The sequence below is a fragment of the Quatrionicoccus australiensis genome (assembly GCF_020510425.1).
Taxonomy (GTDB): Bacteria; Pseudomonadota; Gammaproteobacteria; order Burkholderiales; family Rhodocyclaceae; genus Azonexus; species Azonexus australiensis_A.
This window is the reverse complement of sequence record NZ_JAHBAH010000001.1, coordinates 3,456,659-3,473,962: the sequence shown is the minus strand read 5'-3', so window position 1 is coordinate 3,473,962 and position 17,304 is coordinate 3,456,659. Positions and strand designations below refer to the sequence as shown.

The window sequence follows — 17,304 nt, the reverse complement described above, 5'->3', positions numbered from 1 at the left end:
GCAATGCCGGTAATGACTCGCCTGCCCTACGCTTTCGCCCGCCAGCACGGTGTCGTGCTCGGTACGGTCGACGCCGATTTTTTGCCTGTTTTCTGGCGCACCGATGCGCCGCTGCCGCTCGCCGCACTTTCCGAAATCCGCCGCACCAGCGCCCTGCCCCTGCAACCGCAGCCGGTCGCCGCCGAGGAGTTCGCCCGCCGCCTGGCCGAAACCTATGCCCAGGGCGAGCAGACGGCGGCCGAAGTCGCCGACGACATCGACCAGGATCTCGACATCGCGCGCCTGGTCGAGGAACTGCCGCCGATCGAGGATCTGCTCGACACCCGGCACGACGCGCCGATCATCCGCATGATCAACGCCCTGCTCACCCAGGCTGCGCGCGAGGATGTCTCGGACATCCACATCGAACCCTACGAACGCCACTCCTGCGTGCGCTTTCGCCTCGACGGCATGCTGCGCGACGTGGTGCGCCCGAACCGGGCGCTGCATGCGGCCATGGTGTCGCGCATCAAGATCATGGCCAGCCTCGACATCGCCGAGAAACGCCTGCCCCAGGACGGCCGCCTCGGCATCCGGATCGGCGGGCGCGGCATCGACGTGCGCGTCTCGACGCTGCCTTCCAGCCACGGCGAACGCGTCGTCCTGCGCCTGCTCGACAAGGATCCGAAGCGGCTCGACCTGGCGCGGCTCGGCATGGCGCCCGATACCCTGGCCCGCATCGATCACCTGATCGGCCAGCCGCACGGCATCGTGCTGGTCACCGGGCCGACCGGCTCGGGCAAGACGACGACGCTGTACGCCGCGCTGTCGCGCCTCGATGCGCGGCAGCAGAACATCATGACGGTCGAGGACCCGGTCGAGTACGAACTGGCCGGGGTCGGCCAGATCCAGGTCAATCCGCGCATCGACCTCGACTTTGCGCGCGCCCTGCGCGCCATCCTGCGCCAGGACCCGGACGTCGTCATGATCGGCGAGATCCGCGACGGCGAAACCGCGCAGATCGCCGTCCAGGCCAGTCTGACCGGCCACCTCGTGCTCGCCACGCTGCATACCAACGACAGCGCCAGCGCTGCGACCCGCCTGATCGACATGGGCGTCGAGCCCTTCCTGCTCGCCTCCAGCCTGCTCGGCATCCTCGCGCAGCGCCTGGTGCGCCGGCTCTGCCCGCAGTGCAAGACGACGCGTCCGGCAACGGTCGACGACCAATTACCGCCCGAAATCAGCCAGCTCTGCGAGCCGGTCGGCTGCCCGCACTGCGCGCAGACGGGCTATCTCGGCCGGATCGGCATCTACGAGTTGCTCGAGATCGACGAGACGCTGCGCCCGCTGCTCCACCACGGCACCGACGAAAGCGGCCTGCGCGCCGCCGCCCGTCTGGCCGGGCGCGGCGACCGCCGCCTGCGCTACCTGCACGAGGACGGCCTGCGCTGGCTGGCGGCCGGCGAGACCTCGCTCGCCGAACTGCTGCGCGTGACGCGTAACTGACGCCATGGCCGCCTTCCGCTACCGTGCCGTCAATCTCGCCGGCGGCGAAATCGCTGGCGTGCTCGATGCCGACACCGCACGCCAGGCGCGCAGCCTGCTGCGCGAACAGGGCCTGTTCCCGGTCGAGGTGCAGACGGCAGTCAGCGCGGCCGGCCCGGAGACGCCGCTGCGCCGGCCGCCGCGCCTCGGCCACGCCGCCCTCATGCTACTCACCCGCCAGTGGGCGACGCTGCTCGAAGCCGGCATTCCGGTCGAGCGCGCCCTCGCCGCGCTGATCGAGCAGAGCGCCGACGCCGCGACGCGGCAACTGCTCGCCGCGATCCGCGCCGAACTGCTCGCCGGCCATCCGCTGCACAAGGCGCTGGCGCGTTTCCCGCGCAGTTTCGACAGCCTCTACTGCGCCCTGATCGCGGCCGGCGAACAGAGCGGCCAGCTCGACGGCATCCTGACCCGCCTCGCCGATCATCTCGAACGCAGCGGCGCGCTGCGCCAGCGCCTGGTCCAGGCCCTCGTCTACCCAGTGCTCGTCGTCGCCGTCGCCTGCGCCGTGATCCTCGGCCTGATGACCTATGTCGTGCCGCAGGTGGTCGCCGTCTTCCAGAACGGCAAGCAGCAATTGCCGCTCCTGACGCGCGGCCTGATCGCGGTCAGCGACTTCCTGCGCGTCGCCTGGCCCGGCCTGCTCGGCGGCGGTCTGCTCGGCACCTGGCTGGCCCGGCGTGCCTGGCGCCAGCCGGCGATCCGCCGCGCCTGGCAGACGCAGCTGATGCGCCTGCCGCTGCTCGGGCCTTTGCTGCGCAGCCTGGACAGCGCCCGCCTCGCCCAGACCCTGGCCATCCTGGTCGGCAGCGGCGTACCCCTGCTCAATGCCCTGCAGGCCGGGCGTGCCGTGCTCTGGCTGAGTCCGCTGCAGGACGCACTTGGCGCTGCCACGGACCAGGTGCGCGAAGGCATGCCGCTGCACCGCGCGCTCGCCCAGACCGGACATTTCCCGCCGCTGCTGCTGCACATGGTGGCGAGCGGCGAAAACAGCGGCCGCCTCGACGCCATGCTCGACAAGGCGGCGCGCCAGCAAAGCGACGAGGTCAGCCACCGGCTCGGCCTGGCGATGAGCCTGTTCGAGCCGCTGATGATTCTCGGCATGGGCCTCGTCGTGCTCGTCATCGTTCTCGCCATCCTGCAACCGATCATCGAAATCAACCAACTGCTGCGCTAGGTACTCCATGAAAAATGCCCTTTTCCGCCGGTCGACCGCTGGCTTCACGCTGATCGAAGTGATGGTCGTCATCGTCATTCTCGGCATCCTCGCCGCGCTCGTCGTACCCAAGGTGATGAGCCGGCCGGACGAGGCACGCATCGTCGCCGCCCGCCAGGACATCGCCAGCCTGGTCCAGGCGCTCAAGCTCTACCGCCTCGACAACCAGCGCTACCCGAGCAGCGAACAGGGCCTCGCGGCATTGGTCAGCAAGCCGCAATTGCCGCCGGTGCCGGCCGGCTGGAAGAACGGCGGCTACGTCGAACGCCTGCCGCGCGACCCCTGGGGCCAGCCCTATCTTTACCTGAACCCCGGCCTGCACGGCGAGATCGACGTCTTCAGCTACGGCGCCGACGACCAGGCGGGCGGCGAAGGCAACGATGCCGACATCGGCAACTGGGCGCTGTAAGCCGCGAAAAACCATGGCGCGCGGCTTCACCCTGATCGAAATCCTCGTTGTGCTGATCCTGCTCGGCATCCTCGCGACCAGCGTCGTGCCCGCCCTGCCCGACAGCCGCCTGGGCGCCCAGCGCAACAGCGCCCGCGCCTGGCAGGAACAGGCCGAAACCGCGGCACGCCAGGCCAACCGAGAAGCGCGCGACTGGGCCTGGCAGGTCGACACCGGCACGGCGCGTCTGCTGGTCGAGAAGGATGCCACCTGGCGGCCGGCCGAACTGCAGCCGCCCGTCCTGGTGCTGGCCGAGGGACTCGCCCTCGAAAGCCTGGAAATCGACGGCCATGCCCAGGTGCCGGGTAGCCTGATCCGCTTCGGCGCCACGCCGCCGCTGTTCATCGTCCGCCTCGGCGACGGCACCCGGCACTGGCAAATCGCCGGCCAGCCGAGCGGCCTGATCAGCCTAGAGGAAATGCCGTGAAACGCGCCGCCGGTTTCACCTTCCTCGAAATCCTCGTTGCCCTCGCCATCCTCGCCGTCGGGCTGGCTGCGGCCATCCGCGCCGGCAGCAGCTCGGCCGACACGATCGAAGCCCTGCGCACGCGCCAGCTGGCCGGCTGGATCGCCGAAAACCGGATCGCCCTGCTCTACGCCGAACGCGCCTGGCCAGCGCTCGGCGAAAGCCGCGGCACGGCCGCGATGGGCAGCCAGAGCTTCACCTGGCGGCAGCGCGTCGCGCCGCTGCCGCAGGCGCAATTCCGCCGCGTCGACATCGAAGTCTATGCCACGCCCGGCACGACTGCGCCGGTCGGCCGCCTGGTTGCCTTTTTGCCCGCGCCATGACGGTCGACCGCTGCAAAATGGCCGGTTTCACGCTGATCGAGATGCTCGTCGCGGTAGCCCTGCTCGCCCTGATCGGCGCGCTCGGCTGGCGCGGTCTCGACAACGTGCAGCAGGCCAGCCTGCACCTCACGGAAACGACGGCACGCTGGCAGGAACTCGCCCTGGTCGGCGAGCGCATCGGCAGCGACGTCCGCCAGGCGATCGCCGTCCCCGGGCGACAAACCGACGGCCGCGCCGCACCGCCCTGGCAGGGCAGCAGCACGGAAAAAAGTGCCCAGATGAGTTTCACGCGGATTGGCGACAGCGACGGCCAGCTCAGCCGCCTCGCCTACCGCTGGCAGGACGGCCAGCTCGACCTGCTGCTCTGGCCGACGCCGGACGCGCTCGCGCCGGGCCGCAGCTACCGCCTGCTGAGCGGCATCGAGCACCTCGAATTCGCCTATCTCGATCGCCAGGGACGCTGGCTGGCAAGCTGGCCGAACCCGCCCGGACAGGCCCTGCCGCGCGCCCTGCGCCTGCGCTTCGAGCTGCAGGAAGGTGGCACGATCGAAAGGATCTTCGATGTTCCCGCTGCCGACTGAAGCCCTGGCAAAAATGCCGTTTCCGGGACGTCGACCGCAAGGCGGCGCGGCGCTGATCATCGCCATCCTGGTCACCGCACTGGCGGCGGCGAGCGCGATCAGCCTGCTCAGCCGCACCGATCACTGGATCGAACGCCTGGCCGGTAGCCGCGACAAGGCGCAGGCCTACACCATGGCGCGCGCCGGTCTCGCCTACGCCCAGGCCATCCTCGCCGCAGACGGCCGCGCCGGTTCCCTCGACACGTTCACTGAAGACTGGGCCCGCCAGTTGCCGCCGCTGCGCTATGAGGAAAGCGAAGTGGCCGGCCGCATCGAGGACATGCAGGGCCGTTTCAATCTCAACAACCTGCGCCGCAGCAACGGCCAGCTCGACCCGCAGGCCCTGCGCGCCTACCGCCGCCTGCTCGCCCTGCTCGGCCTCGCCGACGGGCTGGCCGACAGCCTCGCTGCGGCGCTGGGCGGCAACGAAAAAACAGCGGGCCTCGCCCGGCCGCTCGACCATCCGGCCCAGTTGCCCGCCATCGCCGGCTACAGCGCGGAAAACATGCGCCGCCTGCAGGATTTCGTCAGCGTCCTGCCCGGCCAGCAGGCGGTCAATGTCAATACCGCGCCGCCGGAAGTCCTCGCCGCCGTGCAGCCCGGACTCAGCCTCGGGGCGGCACGCGCCCTAGCCGGCCAACGCCTGCAGCAGCCGTTCCGCGACCAGGGCGACTTCCAGAACCGCCTGCCCGAACCCAACCTGCCCGCGCCGCTGCTGCCGCTGACCGGTGCCAGCCGGCACTTCCTGATCCATATCGAGGTTCGCACCGGGCGCAGCCGCAGCCGGGTCGACACCCTGATCAGCCGCGCCAGCGAGCGCGGCCCCGTCCATATCTACTGGCAAAGCCTGCGATGACCACCCTGATCCTGCTCATTCCTCCCGACTGGCCGCAACAACGCCGCGACTGCAGCTGGCTGCTGCGCGACCGCAGCGGCCGCATCGTCCGCCAGGGCCACAGCGAACCGGCCTACTGGCCGGGCATCGGCGAAACCGCCGGCGACAACGCCGGCCGGCCCTGCGAAATCCTGCTCAGCGGCAGCCAGTGCGCCGGCCAGCGCGCCCGCCTGCCGCAGACCGCGCGCGCCCGCAGCCCGCAGGTGATCGCCGGTGCGCTTGAGGACAACCTGCTCGAAGCCCCCGAACAACTGCTCTTTGCGGCGGCCGAGGCGGGCACGGACGAAATCAGTGCAATCGGCATCATCGCCCGCCAGCGCCTGGCCGGCATCGTCGCCCTGTTGCGCGAGCTCGGCCTCGCCCCGCGCGCCGCCTGGCCGCTGGGCATGGCGCTGCCGGCCGGGCAGGCCTGGCTCTACGCCGGCAGCCTCGATCTGGCGCTGGCCGACGGCAGTTTCGCCAGCCTGGACAGCGACCCGCATCTCGGCAGCTGGCTGGCGCAACTGCCGATCAGCAGCTATCGCAATCTCGATCGCCAGTTGCCGGACTCGGTCACGACGCTGCTCGAAACCGGCAGGAACAGCGGCGAACTGCGCGACAGCGGCGCCGAACCGGCCAACCTGAGCCTCCCCACCGGTGCCGGCTTTCTCTACGGCGAGCTGGCACCACCCAAGCCGCGCCTCGTCCTGGCCCGGCATTTCCGCCGCGCCGGGCAACTTGCAGCCGGCGCCGCGCTGCTCGTCGCCGTACTCGCCACGGCGCAGTGGATCTGGCTCGAGCGTCAGGCGAGCGACTATCGCCAGCATGTCGTCACCCGCTTCCGGCAGGCCTTTCCGCAGGCGACACTGGTCGATCCGCTGCTCCAGATGCGGCGCCAGGTCGATAACGCCCGCCGCCAGGCCGGACAACTGGCCGATGACGACTTCCTGCGCCTGCTCGGCCCGCTCGCCAGCCTGACCCCGAACGAGGCCGGCCAGCTCGGCGAGATCAGTTACGACCAGGGCCGCCTGCACCTGCTCAGCCAGCTCGACGCCGCAGCCCTCAGCCGCCTCGCCGAAGCTGGCCGCGGCCAGGGCCTGCGCCTGATCGCGGAGGCCACCCCGGGCAGTTTCAGCATCCAGGCCGGAGATTTGCGATGAAAACCCTTGTTCTGAACTGGCAACAACAGGCACAGGCCTTCTGGCAGCAGCGCGCCCCGCGCGAGCGGCGGGCGCTGCAAATACTCGGCGCGGTGCTGCTCGGCGCCCTCGTTGTGCAACTCGCCTGGTCGCTGGCCAGCAACCGGCACAAGTTGCTGCGCCAGATGCCCGAACTGGCGGCAGCGGCCGAACAGAGCGACCGTCTTTACGAAGCCTGGCAACAACTGAATGCCGCCAACACGGCGCGCCCGCTGCCGCGCCCCGAAGTGCTGCGCCAGGCCGTCGAGCAGCGCCTCGGCGAACTCGGCCCGAAGCTCGTCGCGCGCTGGAACGGCAATGGCGAACTGCTGCTTGAAGGGCGTACCGATTTTGCCCGCTGGCTGACGTGGACCGCTGCAATGCAGCAGGAAAACCGCCTGCTCCTGCAACGCGTCCGGCTGCAACCGGGCGGTGACGGTGTCGTGGTCGATGCCGTCTTCGCCTTCGCGGCGACGGCGCCATGAGGCATCCGCGACCGCGCCCGGCCGGCCGGGCGGCCAACTGGCCGCGCCGCCTGCTCATCCTCGGCCTGTGCGGCCTGCTCGGTCTGGCACAATTGCCGGCGAGCTGGCCGGCGGCGGCGCTCAATGCCGCCTGCGCCGGCCAGTGCCGGATCGCCGAGGCCGACGGCGCCTGGTGGCAAGGCCGCGGCCGTCTCTTCGCACGCCTGCCGGATAGCGATTCCTGGCACGATCTCGGCCCGCTCGCCTGGCAACTCAAACCATTTTCCGCGAGCAGCGAAATTCGCCTCGGCGACGGCCGGGCGACGCTCGCCCTGGCCGGCGACGGCCTGCACCTGAACGCCGACGGCGTCGTCCTGCCGGCAGCCCTGCTCCTTGCCCAGCCGGCACTCAAGCTGCCAGGCAGCGGCTGGCAGGGTCACCTCGACATCCGCCAGAGCACGACCCACTGGTCGTTTGCCGGCATTCCCGACAGCCGCGGCCAGCTCTTCTGGCGCGGTGCCGCCAGCGGCCTGCTCGAGGACTACCCGCTGGGCGACCTCGAGATCGACTGGGCCTACCAGACGGACGGCCTGCAGGCGCGGCTCGGCGGCGGCCGGCCGGGAATTATCGAGCTGGACGGTCAACTCACGCTGCACGGCAAAAATGCCGGGCGCGGCTGGCAGGGCAAGTTGACCGGCGAAGCCCGCCTGGCAAATGATGCGGAGAACCGCCTCGGCCGCTACCTGCAACTGATCGCCCAGCCACTGGGAACCGGCCGCTACCGCCTGGACTGGTCTGCAACATAAGTGTCACGACGTGTTCATGTCCGCGTCACACCAACATCATGAAGCCTGCCGACAATCGTGCTTTTTCCAAACCAACGAGAACAGCCATGTCCGAACTCCTTACCAAGCACCACCCCGACTCGCCAAACGGCCAGGATGATGTGTCCAAGAACACCTCCGGCAACCCCAGCCTAGGCGACATCCTCAATGTCCGCCTGTCGCGCCGCAATGTCCTCAAGGGCGGTTTCGGCCTGGCTGCCAGCAGCTTCATGAGCGTCGGCCTGACCGGCTGCCTGACGAGCAGCAAGAACAACGACAGCGATAATGGCTTCAGCCTCGGCTTCACGGTCGTCGCCAAGAGCCTGAACGACGTTCTGAGCATTCCGACCGGCTACACCGCGCAATACCTCTACCGCCTCGGCGACCCGATCAATCTGGCGACCGCCGCTTACGCCAACGATGGCACGGACACTGCCGCCAGCTTCGAATTCCGCGCCGGCGACCACCATGACGGCATGGCCTACTTCGGCCTGAACAGCGCCGGCCTGGCCAAGGACCTGAGCAACGTCAATCGCGGCCTGCTCTGCATGAACCACGAAAACATCACGCAGATCTTCCTGCACACCGCCGCCGAAGTCACCACCGGCTTCGACAAGACCGCCCGCGTTGCCGGCCAGGTCGACAAGGAAGTCCATGCCCACGGCGTCTCGGTGATTGAAATCGTGCGCAGCAGCAATTTCTCGATCAACAAGCTGTCCGGCTTCAACCGCCGCTATACCGCCGCCTCGCCAATGGACATCGCCGGCCCGGCGAGCGGCGACAGCCTGCTGGTCACCCCGTACTCGCTGACCGGCACCGCGACGCGCGGCACGCTGAACAACTGCGCCAACGGCGTCACGCCGTGGGGCACCTACCTGACCTGCGAAGAAAACTGGGCCGGCTACTTCAAGCGCCCGGCCAGCGCCACGCTCGGCGCCAATGCCGCAGCCGCCCAGAACCGCTACATCGGGTCGACGTCGAGCAACGGCAGCTACGGCTGGGCCAACCCGGCCGGCGGCGACACCTCCGGCACCGGTCTCTATTCGCGCTGGGACCTCAACCTGACCGGCGCCGACAGCACGCTCGACTACCGCAATGCCGCCAATACCTTCGGCTGGGTCGTCGAGGTTGATCCGTTCGCCCCCGCCACCGCCCCGCGCAAGCGCACGGCCATGGGCCGCTTCGGCCACGAAGGCGCGATGCCGGCCAAGGCCGTTGCCGGCAAGCCGGTCGTCTTCTACATGGGCGATGATGCAATCGGCGAATACATCTACAAGTACGTTTCGACGAGCAACTGGGATGCCGCCGATGCCAACGGCGGTTTCACCGCCGGCGACAAGTACCTCAATGACGGCAAGCTCTATGTGGCCACCTTCGCCGCCGACGGCAGCGGCACCTGGACCGAACTGAACATCGCCAATCCAGCGATCTCAGGTTATGCCAGCTACACCTTCGCCAACCAGGCCGATGTGCTGATCAACTGCCGCCTGGCCGCCGATGCGGTCGGCGCCACGCCGATGGACCGCCCGGAATGGGCCGGTGTGCATCCGGCCACCGGCGACGTGTACGTCACCCTGACCAAGAACGCGGATCGCGGCAAGACCGGCACCTTCACCGCCGGCACGCCGCGCGGTCTCGATGCCGCCAATCCGCGCTACTACGACGATGGCGAAGGCAACAAGGGCAACCCGAACGGCCACATCATCCGCATGCGTGAAACCGGCAGCGAAGCCGCCGCGACCACCTTCCATTGGGACATCTACCTGTTCGGCGCCGAAACCGGTCTCGATACGACTTCGATCAACATCTCCGGCCTGACCGACGACAATGATTTCTCGAGCCCGGACGGCCTCTGGTTCAGCCAGGCGGTGCCCGGCCTGATGTGGCTGCAGACCGACGACAGCTCCTACACCGACGTCACCAACTGCATGATGCTGGCAGCCCTGCCCGGTGCCTATGGCGATGGTGGCAGTGTCAGCGTCACCAATCTGGCCGTGCCTTCGAATGGCGCAGCCAACCAGACGGTCACCACCTACGCCGGCAAGGATGCAAGCAATGCGACCCTGCGCCGCTTCCTGGTTGGCCCGAAGGGCTGCGAAATTACCGGCATCACCGAGACGCCGGATGGCAAGACGATCTTCGTCAACATCCAGCACCCGGGTGAAAACAGCACCGCCGCGAATATCGCCATTCCCGCCAATTACGAAAGCCACTGGCCGGAAGACGGCACGGCACGGCCGCGCTCGACGACCGTTGTCATCACCAAGAACGACGGCGGCCTGATCGGTTCCTGAGTTCTTTCAAGCCCGAAAAGCTGCCGCGCGCGAGTGCGGCAGCTTTTTTCGTTTACGGCAGCGGTCGACCGCGGGAAAACAGGCTTTTTCAGCACGTCGACCGTACAGCAACAATTGCTAACATCTGCGTACACAGCAGCGGTAAGCGGCGACCGACGACAGCGCGTTATTCGGCTCATCAAGACCACAACGAGCCAGATCATGAAAAAAGCCACCGCTCTCCTGCTTGCCGCCAGCCTTGCCCTGGGCAGCATCGGCACCGCCCAGGCCGACTGGGGTCGCCACGGCGGCTACGGCGGCCACCGCGATTATCGTCCGGGGCCGGAACGCCATCATCACGGCCAGCGCGGCGGCCACGGCTGGATCGGTCCGGCGGCAGCCCTCGCCATCGCCGGATTGGCAGTCGGTGCCGTCGCCTACAACCAGTATCAGCCCGCCCCGGTCTATGTTGCACCGCCTCCGCCGCCGGTGCGCATCCAGCCGGCCGCCGGCAACTGGTACTACTGCGGTTCGGCCGGTGAATACTATCCCTATGTCCAGTATTGCCCGGAAGGCTGGCAGCAGGTCATGCCGCCGCGCTGAGCCAGACGCAAAACGGATGGCAACAAAATAAAAACGGGCCCGCCGGGCCCGTTTCTCTTTGCCGCAGGAATTGCACCCAGCGGACTTGACCGGCGCTGCCGGTTAGTTGAACGGATGCTGCTTGAGAATGGTCTCGTCGCGTTCCGGGCCGGTCGACACGATGGCGATCGGCACCTGGCACAGTTCCTCAAGGCGGTTCAGGTAGTTGCGGGCAGCCTGCGGCAGGTCTTCCCAGCGCTTGACGCGGAAGGTCGTGCCTTCCCAGCCCGGCATCGTTTCGTAGATCGGCACGCAGCGCGCCACGTCGTCGGCACCGATCGGCAGCAGGTCAACGATCTTGTCGCCGAGATGATAGCCGGTGCAGATCTTGATTTCCTTGAGGCCGTCGAGCACGTCGAGCTTGGTGATGCACAGCCCGGTCAGGCCGTTGATACGGGCCGAGCGACGCAGCAGCGCGGCGTCGAACCAGCCGCAACGGCGCTTGCGCCCGGTCACTGTGCCGAATTCCTTGCCGACCGAGAACATCTGGTGGCCCGGCGTGCCTTCGGTATCGATATCCAGCTCGCTCGGGAACGGACCGCCGCCGACGCGCGTGCAGTAGGCCTTGGTGATGCCCAGCACGTAATGCAGCATGCCCGGACCGACGCCGGCGCCCGCTGCCGCCTGGCCGGCGACGCAGTTGGACGAGGTGACGAACGGGTAGGTGCCGTGGTCGATGTCGAGCAGCGTACCCTGGGCGCCTTCGAACAGCATGTTCTGGCCGGCGGCATGCGCATCGTAAAGCGCAGCCGAGACGTCGACGACGAGCGGCTTGATGAACTCGGCATCGGCCATCGCCTGGTCGTAGACGGTCTGGTAGTCGACCGGATCGGCCTTGAAATACTCGGTCAGTACGAAGTTGTGGTACTCCAGCACTTCCTTGAGCTTCTCGGCAAAGCGTTCCGGATAGAACAGGTCATAGACGCGCAGGCCGCGACGGGCGACCTTGTCTTCGTAGCTCGGGCCGATGCCCTTGCCGGTCGTGCCGATCTTCTTGTCGGCGCACTTGGCGCCTTCGCGCGCCTTGTCGATCGCCGAATGGTACGGCAGGATGATCGGGCAGCCCGGGCTGATCTTGAGGCGCGAGCGGACGTCGATGCCGCCCTTCTCGAGCTCGGCGATTTCCGAGATCAGGTGATGGATGTCGAGCACGACGCCATTGCCGATGTAGCAATCGACGCCATCACGCACGATGCCCGACGGCACCAGGTTCAGCTTGTAGACCTGCTCGCCGACAACCAGCGTATGGCCGGCATTGTGGCCACCCTGGAAGCGGACCACACCCTTGGCGTGGTCGGTCAGCCAGTCGACGATCTTCCCCTTGCCCTCATCACCCCACTGGGTACCCACCACAATGACATTCTTGGCCATTTTTATTAATCCTCTTGTATTGCTTCAATAATCCATTGCCCGCCGACCTGGACCAGCTTGCGGTCACAGAGCGGACCTTCACAGGCCGTTTCGCCGGGCAGAAGTTCGACAACGATTTCGCCCTGCTCGCGCAAGGCGGCAATCAGTCCGGCCAGCGTCTTGTCGTGGCCGGCCCAGGCAGCCAGGATGGCGCCCTGCGCCTTGCCCGGCGCAACCAGGCGCACCACTTCGCGCAGGTCCATCGAGAAACCGGTGGCCGGACGCGCCCGCCCGAAAGCCTTGCCAGCGCCGTCGTAACGCCCGCCCAGCGCGATCGCGGCCGGATAATCCGGGCAGTAGGCGGCGAAGACCACGCCATTGTGATAGTGATAGCCGCGCAAATCGGAAAGATCGATCGAGAACGGCAGTTCCGGCGCCGCTTCGACAAGATGGCGCAAACCGTCGAGCGCCGCAGTGATCGCCGGCAAGGCCGGCAGTTCGGCCTGCGCCCGGACCAGCACGTCAACGCCGCCATACAGCAGCGGCAGGGCCTGCAGGGCTTCGCGATACGGCGAGGCGACACCGGCACAGGCTTCGACGAGGCCCGGCACATCCTTGGCGCGCAGCAGGCTGAGCACGTTTTCTTCGGCATCCGGCGCCAGACCGGCCGCTTCGGCCAGGGCCCGGAAGATGCCGACATGGCCGAGGTCGACGCGGCTTAGCGGCAACTTGATTTTGGCAAAGGCACCGGCCATCAGGCGAATGATCGCCAGGTCGGCCTCAATGCCGGCAAAACCGTACAGCTCGGCACCGATCTGCAGCGGCTCACGCCCGGCCGAGACGGAAGCCGGCAGGGTGTGCAGCACGCTGTCGCAATAGCACAGACGGGTCACGCCCTGGTGATTGAGCAGGTGCGCATCGATACGCGCCGCCTGCGGCGTGATGTCGGCGCGTACGCCCATCGTCCGGCCGGAAAGCTGATCGACCAGCTTGAAGGTGCGCAGGTTCAGATCCTGGCCGGCGCCGGTCAACAGCGACTCCAGGTATTCCAGCATCGGCGGCATGACAAATTCGAAACCGCCGGCCCGGAAATGATCCAGGACGGTACGGCGCAGTTGCTCGATGCGAGCGGCTTCCGCCGGCAAGGCATCGGCGATGTATTCAGGTAACAGCCAGTTCATGCGAAGACCATGAGCAGGACCAGACCGATGATCATCGACGTCAAGCCGACGAAACGGATCTGTCCATCCGAAAATTGAATGAGGCGGCGAAAGGTTTCACGCCATGCCGCCGGGGCTATAAAGGGCATCAGGCCTTCGAGCACCAGCATCAGTGCGAAGGCCAGCAGCAGGGTCGAGGTCATTTGCCTTTGTCGGCGCCGCGTCCAAGACTCTTCATGTACTTGAAGAAGTCGGAGTTGGGTTCAACCACCATCACGTCGCCCTTGTTCTTGAAGCTGCCGCGATAGGCTTCCAGACTGCGGTAGAAGGCATAGAACTCGGGACTCTGACCGAAGGCACCGGCATAGATCGCCGAGGCCTTGGCATCGCCTTCGCCCTTGATCTTCTGCGCATCGCGGTAAGCGTCGGCGATGATGATTTCACGCTGACGATCGGCATCGGCGCGAATCTTTTCCGCCTCGGCCGAACCTTCCGAACGCAGTTCGTTGGCAACGCGCTTGCGCTCGGCTTCCATGCGGCGATAGACGGCATCGCTGACTTCGCTCGGCAATTCGACACGCTTGACGCGGACATCGACGATCTGGACACCGATCTTGCGCGCATCGGCATCGGCCTTCTCGCGCATCTGCTCCATGATCTTGTCACGCTCGCCGGACACGACATCATGCACGGTCCGTTTGCCGAATTCTTCACGCAAACCGGCGTTGACCGTCTGGTTCAGACGGGTCTTGGCGCGCGACTCGTCGCCGCCGACCGAAATGTAATAGAGCTTAGGATCAACGATGCGCCACTTGATGTAGGAGTCGACCAGCACGTTCTTCTTCTCGGAGGTGATGAAACGCTCCGGCTCGGCATTGTCGAGCGTGATGATGCGCTTCTCGAAGAAACGTACATTCTGGATCAACGGGATCTTGAAATTCATCCCCGGCTCGGTGATCACCTGCTTGACCTCACCCAGCTGGAAGACGACAGCAAACTGACGCTGATCAACGGTAAATACCGACATCGCAACGACCACCAGCACGCTGGCGATCAAGGCACCGATCAAATTGATACGCGGACTCATCAACGACTCTCCCGATCACGCGAGCTCAGCGAGCCTTCGCGCGAGCTACCTGAATACGACTTGCCGCCGACCGCGGGTGCCTGCTCAAGCTGCGGCGGCACCTCCGACGACAGCGGTGCGGCCGGCCGGCCGGACTGGATCGAAGTCGGCGTTTCGGCCGCGGCTGCAGCCGTTGCTGCCGTGGCCTGCATCAGTTTGTCGAGCGGCAGATAAAGCAGGTTGCCCTGCCCTTTGGCATCGATCAGCACCTTGCTGGTATTCGAATAAACCTGCTGCATGGTTTCCAGATACATGCGCTGACGGGTCACTTCCGGTGCCTTCGCGTATTCGGTCTGGACCTGCTTGAAGCGCGAGGCATCACCTTCCGCCGTCGAAATGACGCGCTGCTTGTGACCGTTGGCTTCTTCCATCAAACGTGCGGCGGTACCCTTGGCCTTCGGAATGACGTCATTGGCGTAAGCCTGGCCTTCATTCTTTTGCCGTTCACGATCCTGACCGGCCTTGACGGCATCGTCGAACGCCGCCTGCACCTGTTCCGGCGGCTGCGCATTCTGCATCGTCACCTTGGAAATCAGGATGCCGCTCTTGTAGCGATCAAGAATGTCCTGCATCAGCTTGGAAGCCTGAGTCGCAATCTGCTCGCGACCTTCATAGAGCACGAAGTCCATCTTGCTCTTGCCGACAATCTCGCGCACCGCCGTTTCGGCAGCGCCCATCACGGCTTCATCCGGCGAACGATTGTTGAACAGATATTCGACCGGATCCTTCAGGATGTACTGCACGGCAAACTGGATGTTCACGATGTTTTCGTCATCGGTCAGCATCAGTGCCTCTTTCAGCACCTTGTTGCGCTCGCTGCCGCGGTAACCGATTTCAACGGTACGCACACCGTTCAGATTGACGATTTCATGCGACTGGACCGGATACGGCAAACGCCAGCGCAGGCCCGGCTCGGTCGTTTCATGGAAACTGCCGAACTGGAGCACGATGCCGCGCTGCGAGGCATCGACAATATAGAAGCCGGAAACCAGCCAGACGGCAGCAACCAGGGCGCCGAGCAGACCGACACCGCCACCAAGGAAGCGCGGGTTGAAATCGAATTGCGGCAGACGCGGACCATCTCCACCGCCATTGCCACCACCGCCGCCATTTTTCTTGCCGAACATGCCGGAGAGCTTGCGGTTGAAATCGCGCCACAACTCTTCGAGATCGGGCGGTCCGTCATTGGGACGACGCGGGTCGCCACCACCGGATTTGTCACCGTCGTTGCCACCACGGTTGCCCCACTGCGGGTCGTTGAGCGACATAAATATACCTAGGGTCGGAATCATGGATGTCGGGGTATCAGCTTATGTAATCTTGTTGGGCTTCGCGTTCTGCCGCCGCCAGCTCTCGCTGGCGACTTTCGGCCTTGGCCCGGGCAAATTCGGCAAGGGATTCACGCAACAAATCCAGGCCGTCTCCTGCCCGCGCACTGACGCGAACGCGCGCGATAGTACCATACTCGTCCCGCTCGACTCCCGGCGAGGCCTCGGTCAGGTCGATCTTGTTCCAGACGATGACCTGCCGTACCTGACGGGCGCCGATCTCTTCAAGCACCTTGTTTACTTCACACATCTGTTCATCACGGGCATGGCTCGCGCTGTCTACTATATGCAGCAGCAGATCAGCGTCGGTTGCCGCCTCCAGTGTGGCATGAAAGGCATCCACGAGCGAGTGCGGCAAATCACGGATAAAACCGACCGTGTCCGAAATGACAATATTGCCGGCCCCTTCAACCCACAGCTTGCGCGACGTGGTGTCCAGGGTGGCGAACAACTGGTTGGCGGCAAAAACGCCGGCATGAGTCAGCGCATTGAACAGCGTAGACTTGCCGGCATTGGTGTAACCGACCAGCGAGACACTGAGCACATCACCGCGCAAACGGGCTTTTCTTTGCACATTACGTTGTCTGGAGAGCTTTTCCAGGCGCTCCTTCAACAACTTGACGCGATTGCCAAGCAAACGCCGGTCGGTTTCCAGCTGTTTCTCACCAGGACCGCGCATGCCGATACCACCACGCTGGCGCTCGAGGTGAGTCCAGCCGCGAACCAGTCGGGTGGACAAATGTTCAAGCTGCGCCAGTTCGACCTGCAACTTGCCCTCGGCGCTCGAAGCGCGCAGGGCGAAGATATCGAGAATCAGGCTGGTGCGATCGATCACGCGACATTTGAGTTCGCGTTCGAGATTACGTTCCTGCGCCGGTGACAATTCGTGATTGAAAATCACCAGATCGGCCTCACCGGCGGCCAATACTGCAGCGATCTCCAGGACTTTGCCTTTGCCGGCAAAAGTCTTCGGATCCGGGCTGTGACGCGGGCCAAAAACCTCGGCGACAACAACAGCACCCGCCGATTCGGCAAGCAGCCTGACCTCTTCCAGCTGATCCTGCAAATCAGGCTGGCCGAAGTCAAGCTGAACGATCACCGCACGTTCACCGGCGGCGGGTCGTTCATTCATGGGTGTTTCCGGAAATTAAATAAAGAGGCCCGCGAGCAACACGGGCCACAAGACGGGGAAAAATTATTCCGCCGCCTGTTCTTGCTGGAGGTTAACCGGACGGGCCGGAACCACCGTGGAAATTGCGTGCTTGTACACCATCTGGGTCACGGTGTTCTTGAGCAGTACAACGTACTGGTCGAACGATTCAACCTGGCCCTGCAATTTGATCCCGTTGACCAGGTAAATCGAAACGGGAACGTGCTCGCGACGGAGAGCGTTAAGGAAGGGGTCTTGTAAAAGTTGCCCTTTGTTGCTCATGGTGTGGACTCCATGTGTGTTGTTATGAGGTGCCTAATGTACCCAAAATTACTTGG

19 protein-coding genes are annotated in these 17,304 nt (G+C 65.6%); 12 read left to right on the top strand and 7 right to left on the bottom strand.

Features of this window, described 5'->3' with window-relative positions; all coding sequences use genetic code 11:
- Positions 1 to 12: 12 nt before the first annotated feature.
- The 12 genes from gspE to KIG99_RS16620 all read left to right on the top strand — a co-directional run bounded on the left by gspE (position 13) and on the right by KIG99_RS16620 (position 10,813).
- Positions 13 to 1,485, top strand: a complete 1,473-nt coding sequence (gene gspE / locus KIG99_RS16675) for a type II secretion system ATPase GspE (RefSeq protein WP_404817891.1) — start codon at positions 13 to 15, stop codon at positions 1,483 to 1,485.
- 4 nt (positions 1,486 to 1,489) lie between these two features.
- Positions 1,490 to 2,701 (top strand): type II secretion system inner membrane protein GspF, encoded by a 1,212-nt coding sequence (gene gspF, locus KIG99_RS16670; protein ID WP_226461163.1) that lies wholly within the window; start codon positions 1,490 to 1,492, stop codon positions 2,699 to 2,701.
- A 7-nt stretch (positions 2,702 to 2,708) separates the two neighbouring features.
- Positions 2,709 to 3,149: a type II secretion system major pseudopilin GspG gene (gspG, locus tag KIG99_RS16665; RefSeq protein WP_226461162.1), complete on the top strand. Its 441-nt coding sequence runs from the start codon at positions 2,709 to 2,711 to the stop codon at positions 3,147 to 3,149.
- Between the two features lie 13 nt (positions 3,150 to 3,162).
- Entirely contained in the window at positions 3,163 to 3,615 is a 453-nt protein-coding gene (locus KIG99_RS16660; protein WP_226461161.1) for a prepilin-type N-terminal cleavage/methylation domain-containing protein, read from the top strand.
- Positions 3,612 to 3,977 (top strand): type II secretion system minor pseudopilin GspI, encoded by a 366-nt coding sequence (gspI, locus tag KIG99_RS16655; protein WP_226461160.1) that lies wholly within the window; start codon positions 3,612 to 3,614, stop codon positions 3,975 to 3,977. The genes KIG99_RS16660 and gspI overlap by 4 nt, the downstream gene beginning before the upstream one ends.
- On the top strand, positions 3,974 to 4,558 hold the full coding sequence (gene gspJ / locus KIG99_RS16650) for a type II secretion system minor pseudopilin GspJ (RefSeq protein WP_226461159.1): 585 nt from the start codon (positions 3,974 to 3,976) through the stop codon (positions 4,556 to 4,558). Before gspI ends, gspJ begins: the two co-directional genes overlap by 4 nt.
- A complete protein-coding gene (gspK, locus tag KIG99_RS16645; protein WP_226461158.1) occupies positions 4,539 to 5,453 on the top strand; it encodes a type II secretion system minor pseudopilin GspK in 915 nt (304 codons plus the stop codon). The genes gspJ and gspK overlap by 20 nt, the downstream gene beginning before the upstream one ends.
- Positions 5,450 to 6,631 (top strand): type II secretion system protein GspL, encoded by a 1,182-nt coding sequence (gene gspL, locus KIG99_RS16640; protein WP_226461157.1) that lies wholly within the window; start codon positions 5,450 to 5,452, stop codon positions 6,629 to 6,631. Before gspK ends, gspL begins: the two co-directional genes overlap by 4 nt.
- Positions 6,628 to 7,134: a type II secretion system protein GspM gene (gspM, locus tag KIG99_RS16635; protein ID WP_226461156.1), complete on the top strand. Its 507-nt coding sequence runs from the start codon at positions 6,628 to 6,630 to the stop codon at positions 7,132 to 7,134. Before gspL ends, gspM begins: the two co-directional genes overlap by 4 nt.
- The gene (gene gspN / locus KIG99_RS16630) at positions 7,131 to 7,919 is read left to right on the top strand and encodes a type II secretion system protein N (protein WP_226461155.1); all 789 of its coding nucleotides are present in this window, start codon (positions 7,131 to 7,133) and stop codon (positions 7,917 to 7,919) included. The genes gspM and gspN overlap by 4 nt, the downstream gene beginning before the upstream one ends.
- A gap of 86 nt (positions 7,920 to 8,005) precedes the next feature.
- Entirely contained in the window at positions 8,006 to 10,231 is a 2,226-nt protein-coding gene (locus tag KIG99_RS16625) for a PhoX family protein (protein ID WP_226461154.1), read from the top strand.
- A gap of 201 nt (positions 10,232 to 10,432) precedes the next feature.
- The gene (locus KIG99_RS16620) at positions 10,433 to 10,813 is read left to right on the top strand and encodes a hypothetical protein (protein WP_226461153.1); all 381 of its coding nucleotides are present in this window, start codon (positions 10,433 to 10,435) and stop codon (positions 10,811 to 10,813) included.
- A 102-nt stretch (positions 10,814 to 10,915) separates the two neighbouring features.
- Here KIG99_RS16620 and KIG99_RS16615 read toward each other — a convergent pair whose 3' ends face one another.
- From KIG99_RS16615 to hfq, 7 genes are all read right to left on the bottom strand, one after another.
- Entirely contained in the window at positions 10,916 to 12,223 is a 1,308-nt protein-coding gene (locus tag KIG99_RS16615; protein ID WP_226461152.1) for an adenylosuccinate synthase, read from the bottom strand.
- Between the two features lie 5 nt (positions 12,224 to 12,228).
- A complete protein-coding gene (locus KIG99_RS16610; protein ID WP_226461151.1) occupies positions 12,229 to 13,383 on the bottom strand; it encodes an ATP phosphoribosyltransferase regulatory subunit in 1,155 nt (384 codons plus the stop codon).
- Positions 13,380 to 13,565 (bottom strand): DUF2065 domain-containing protein, encoded by a 186-nt coding sequence (locus KIG99_RS16605; protein WP_226443041.1) that lies wholly within the window; start codon positions 13,563 to 13,565, stop codon positions 13,380 to 13,382. Before KIG99_RS16605 ends, KIG99_RS16610 begins: the two co-directional genes overlap by 4 nt.
- Entirely contained in the window at positions 13,562 to 14,449 is an 888-nt protein-coding gene (gene hflC, locus KIG99_RS16600; protein ID WP_226461150.1) for a protease modulator HflC, read from the bottom strand. The genes KIG99_RS16605 and hflC overlap by 4 nt, the downstream gene beginning before the upstream one ends.
- A complete protein-coding gene (gene hflK, locus KIG99_RS16595; protein ID WP_226461149.1) occupies positions 14,449 to 15,756 on the bottom strand; it encodes an FtsH protease activity modulator HflK in 1,308 nt (435 codons plus the stop codon). The genes hflC and hflK overlap by 1 nt, the downstream gene beginning before the upstream one ends.
- Positions 15,757 to 15,793: 37 nt before the next feature.
- The gene (hflX, locus tag KIG99_RS16590) at positions 15,794 to 16,948 is read right to left on the bottom strand and encodes a GTPase HflX (RefSeq protein ID WP_226461148.1); all 1,155 of its coding nucleotides are present in this window, start codon (positions 16,946 to 16,948) and stop codon (positions 15,794 to 15,796) included.
- 63 nt (positions 16,949 to 17,011) lie between these two features.
- Positions 17,012 to 17,248, bottom strand: coding sequence for an RNA chaperone Hfq (gene hfq, locus KIG99_RS16585; RefSeq protein ID WP_011288708.1), 237 nt, complete (start codon positions 17,246 to 17,248; stop codon positions 17,012 to 17,014).
- Positions 17,249 to 17,304: the final 56 nt, after the last annotated feature.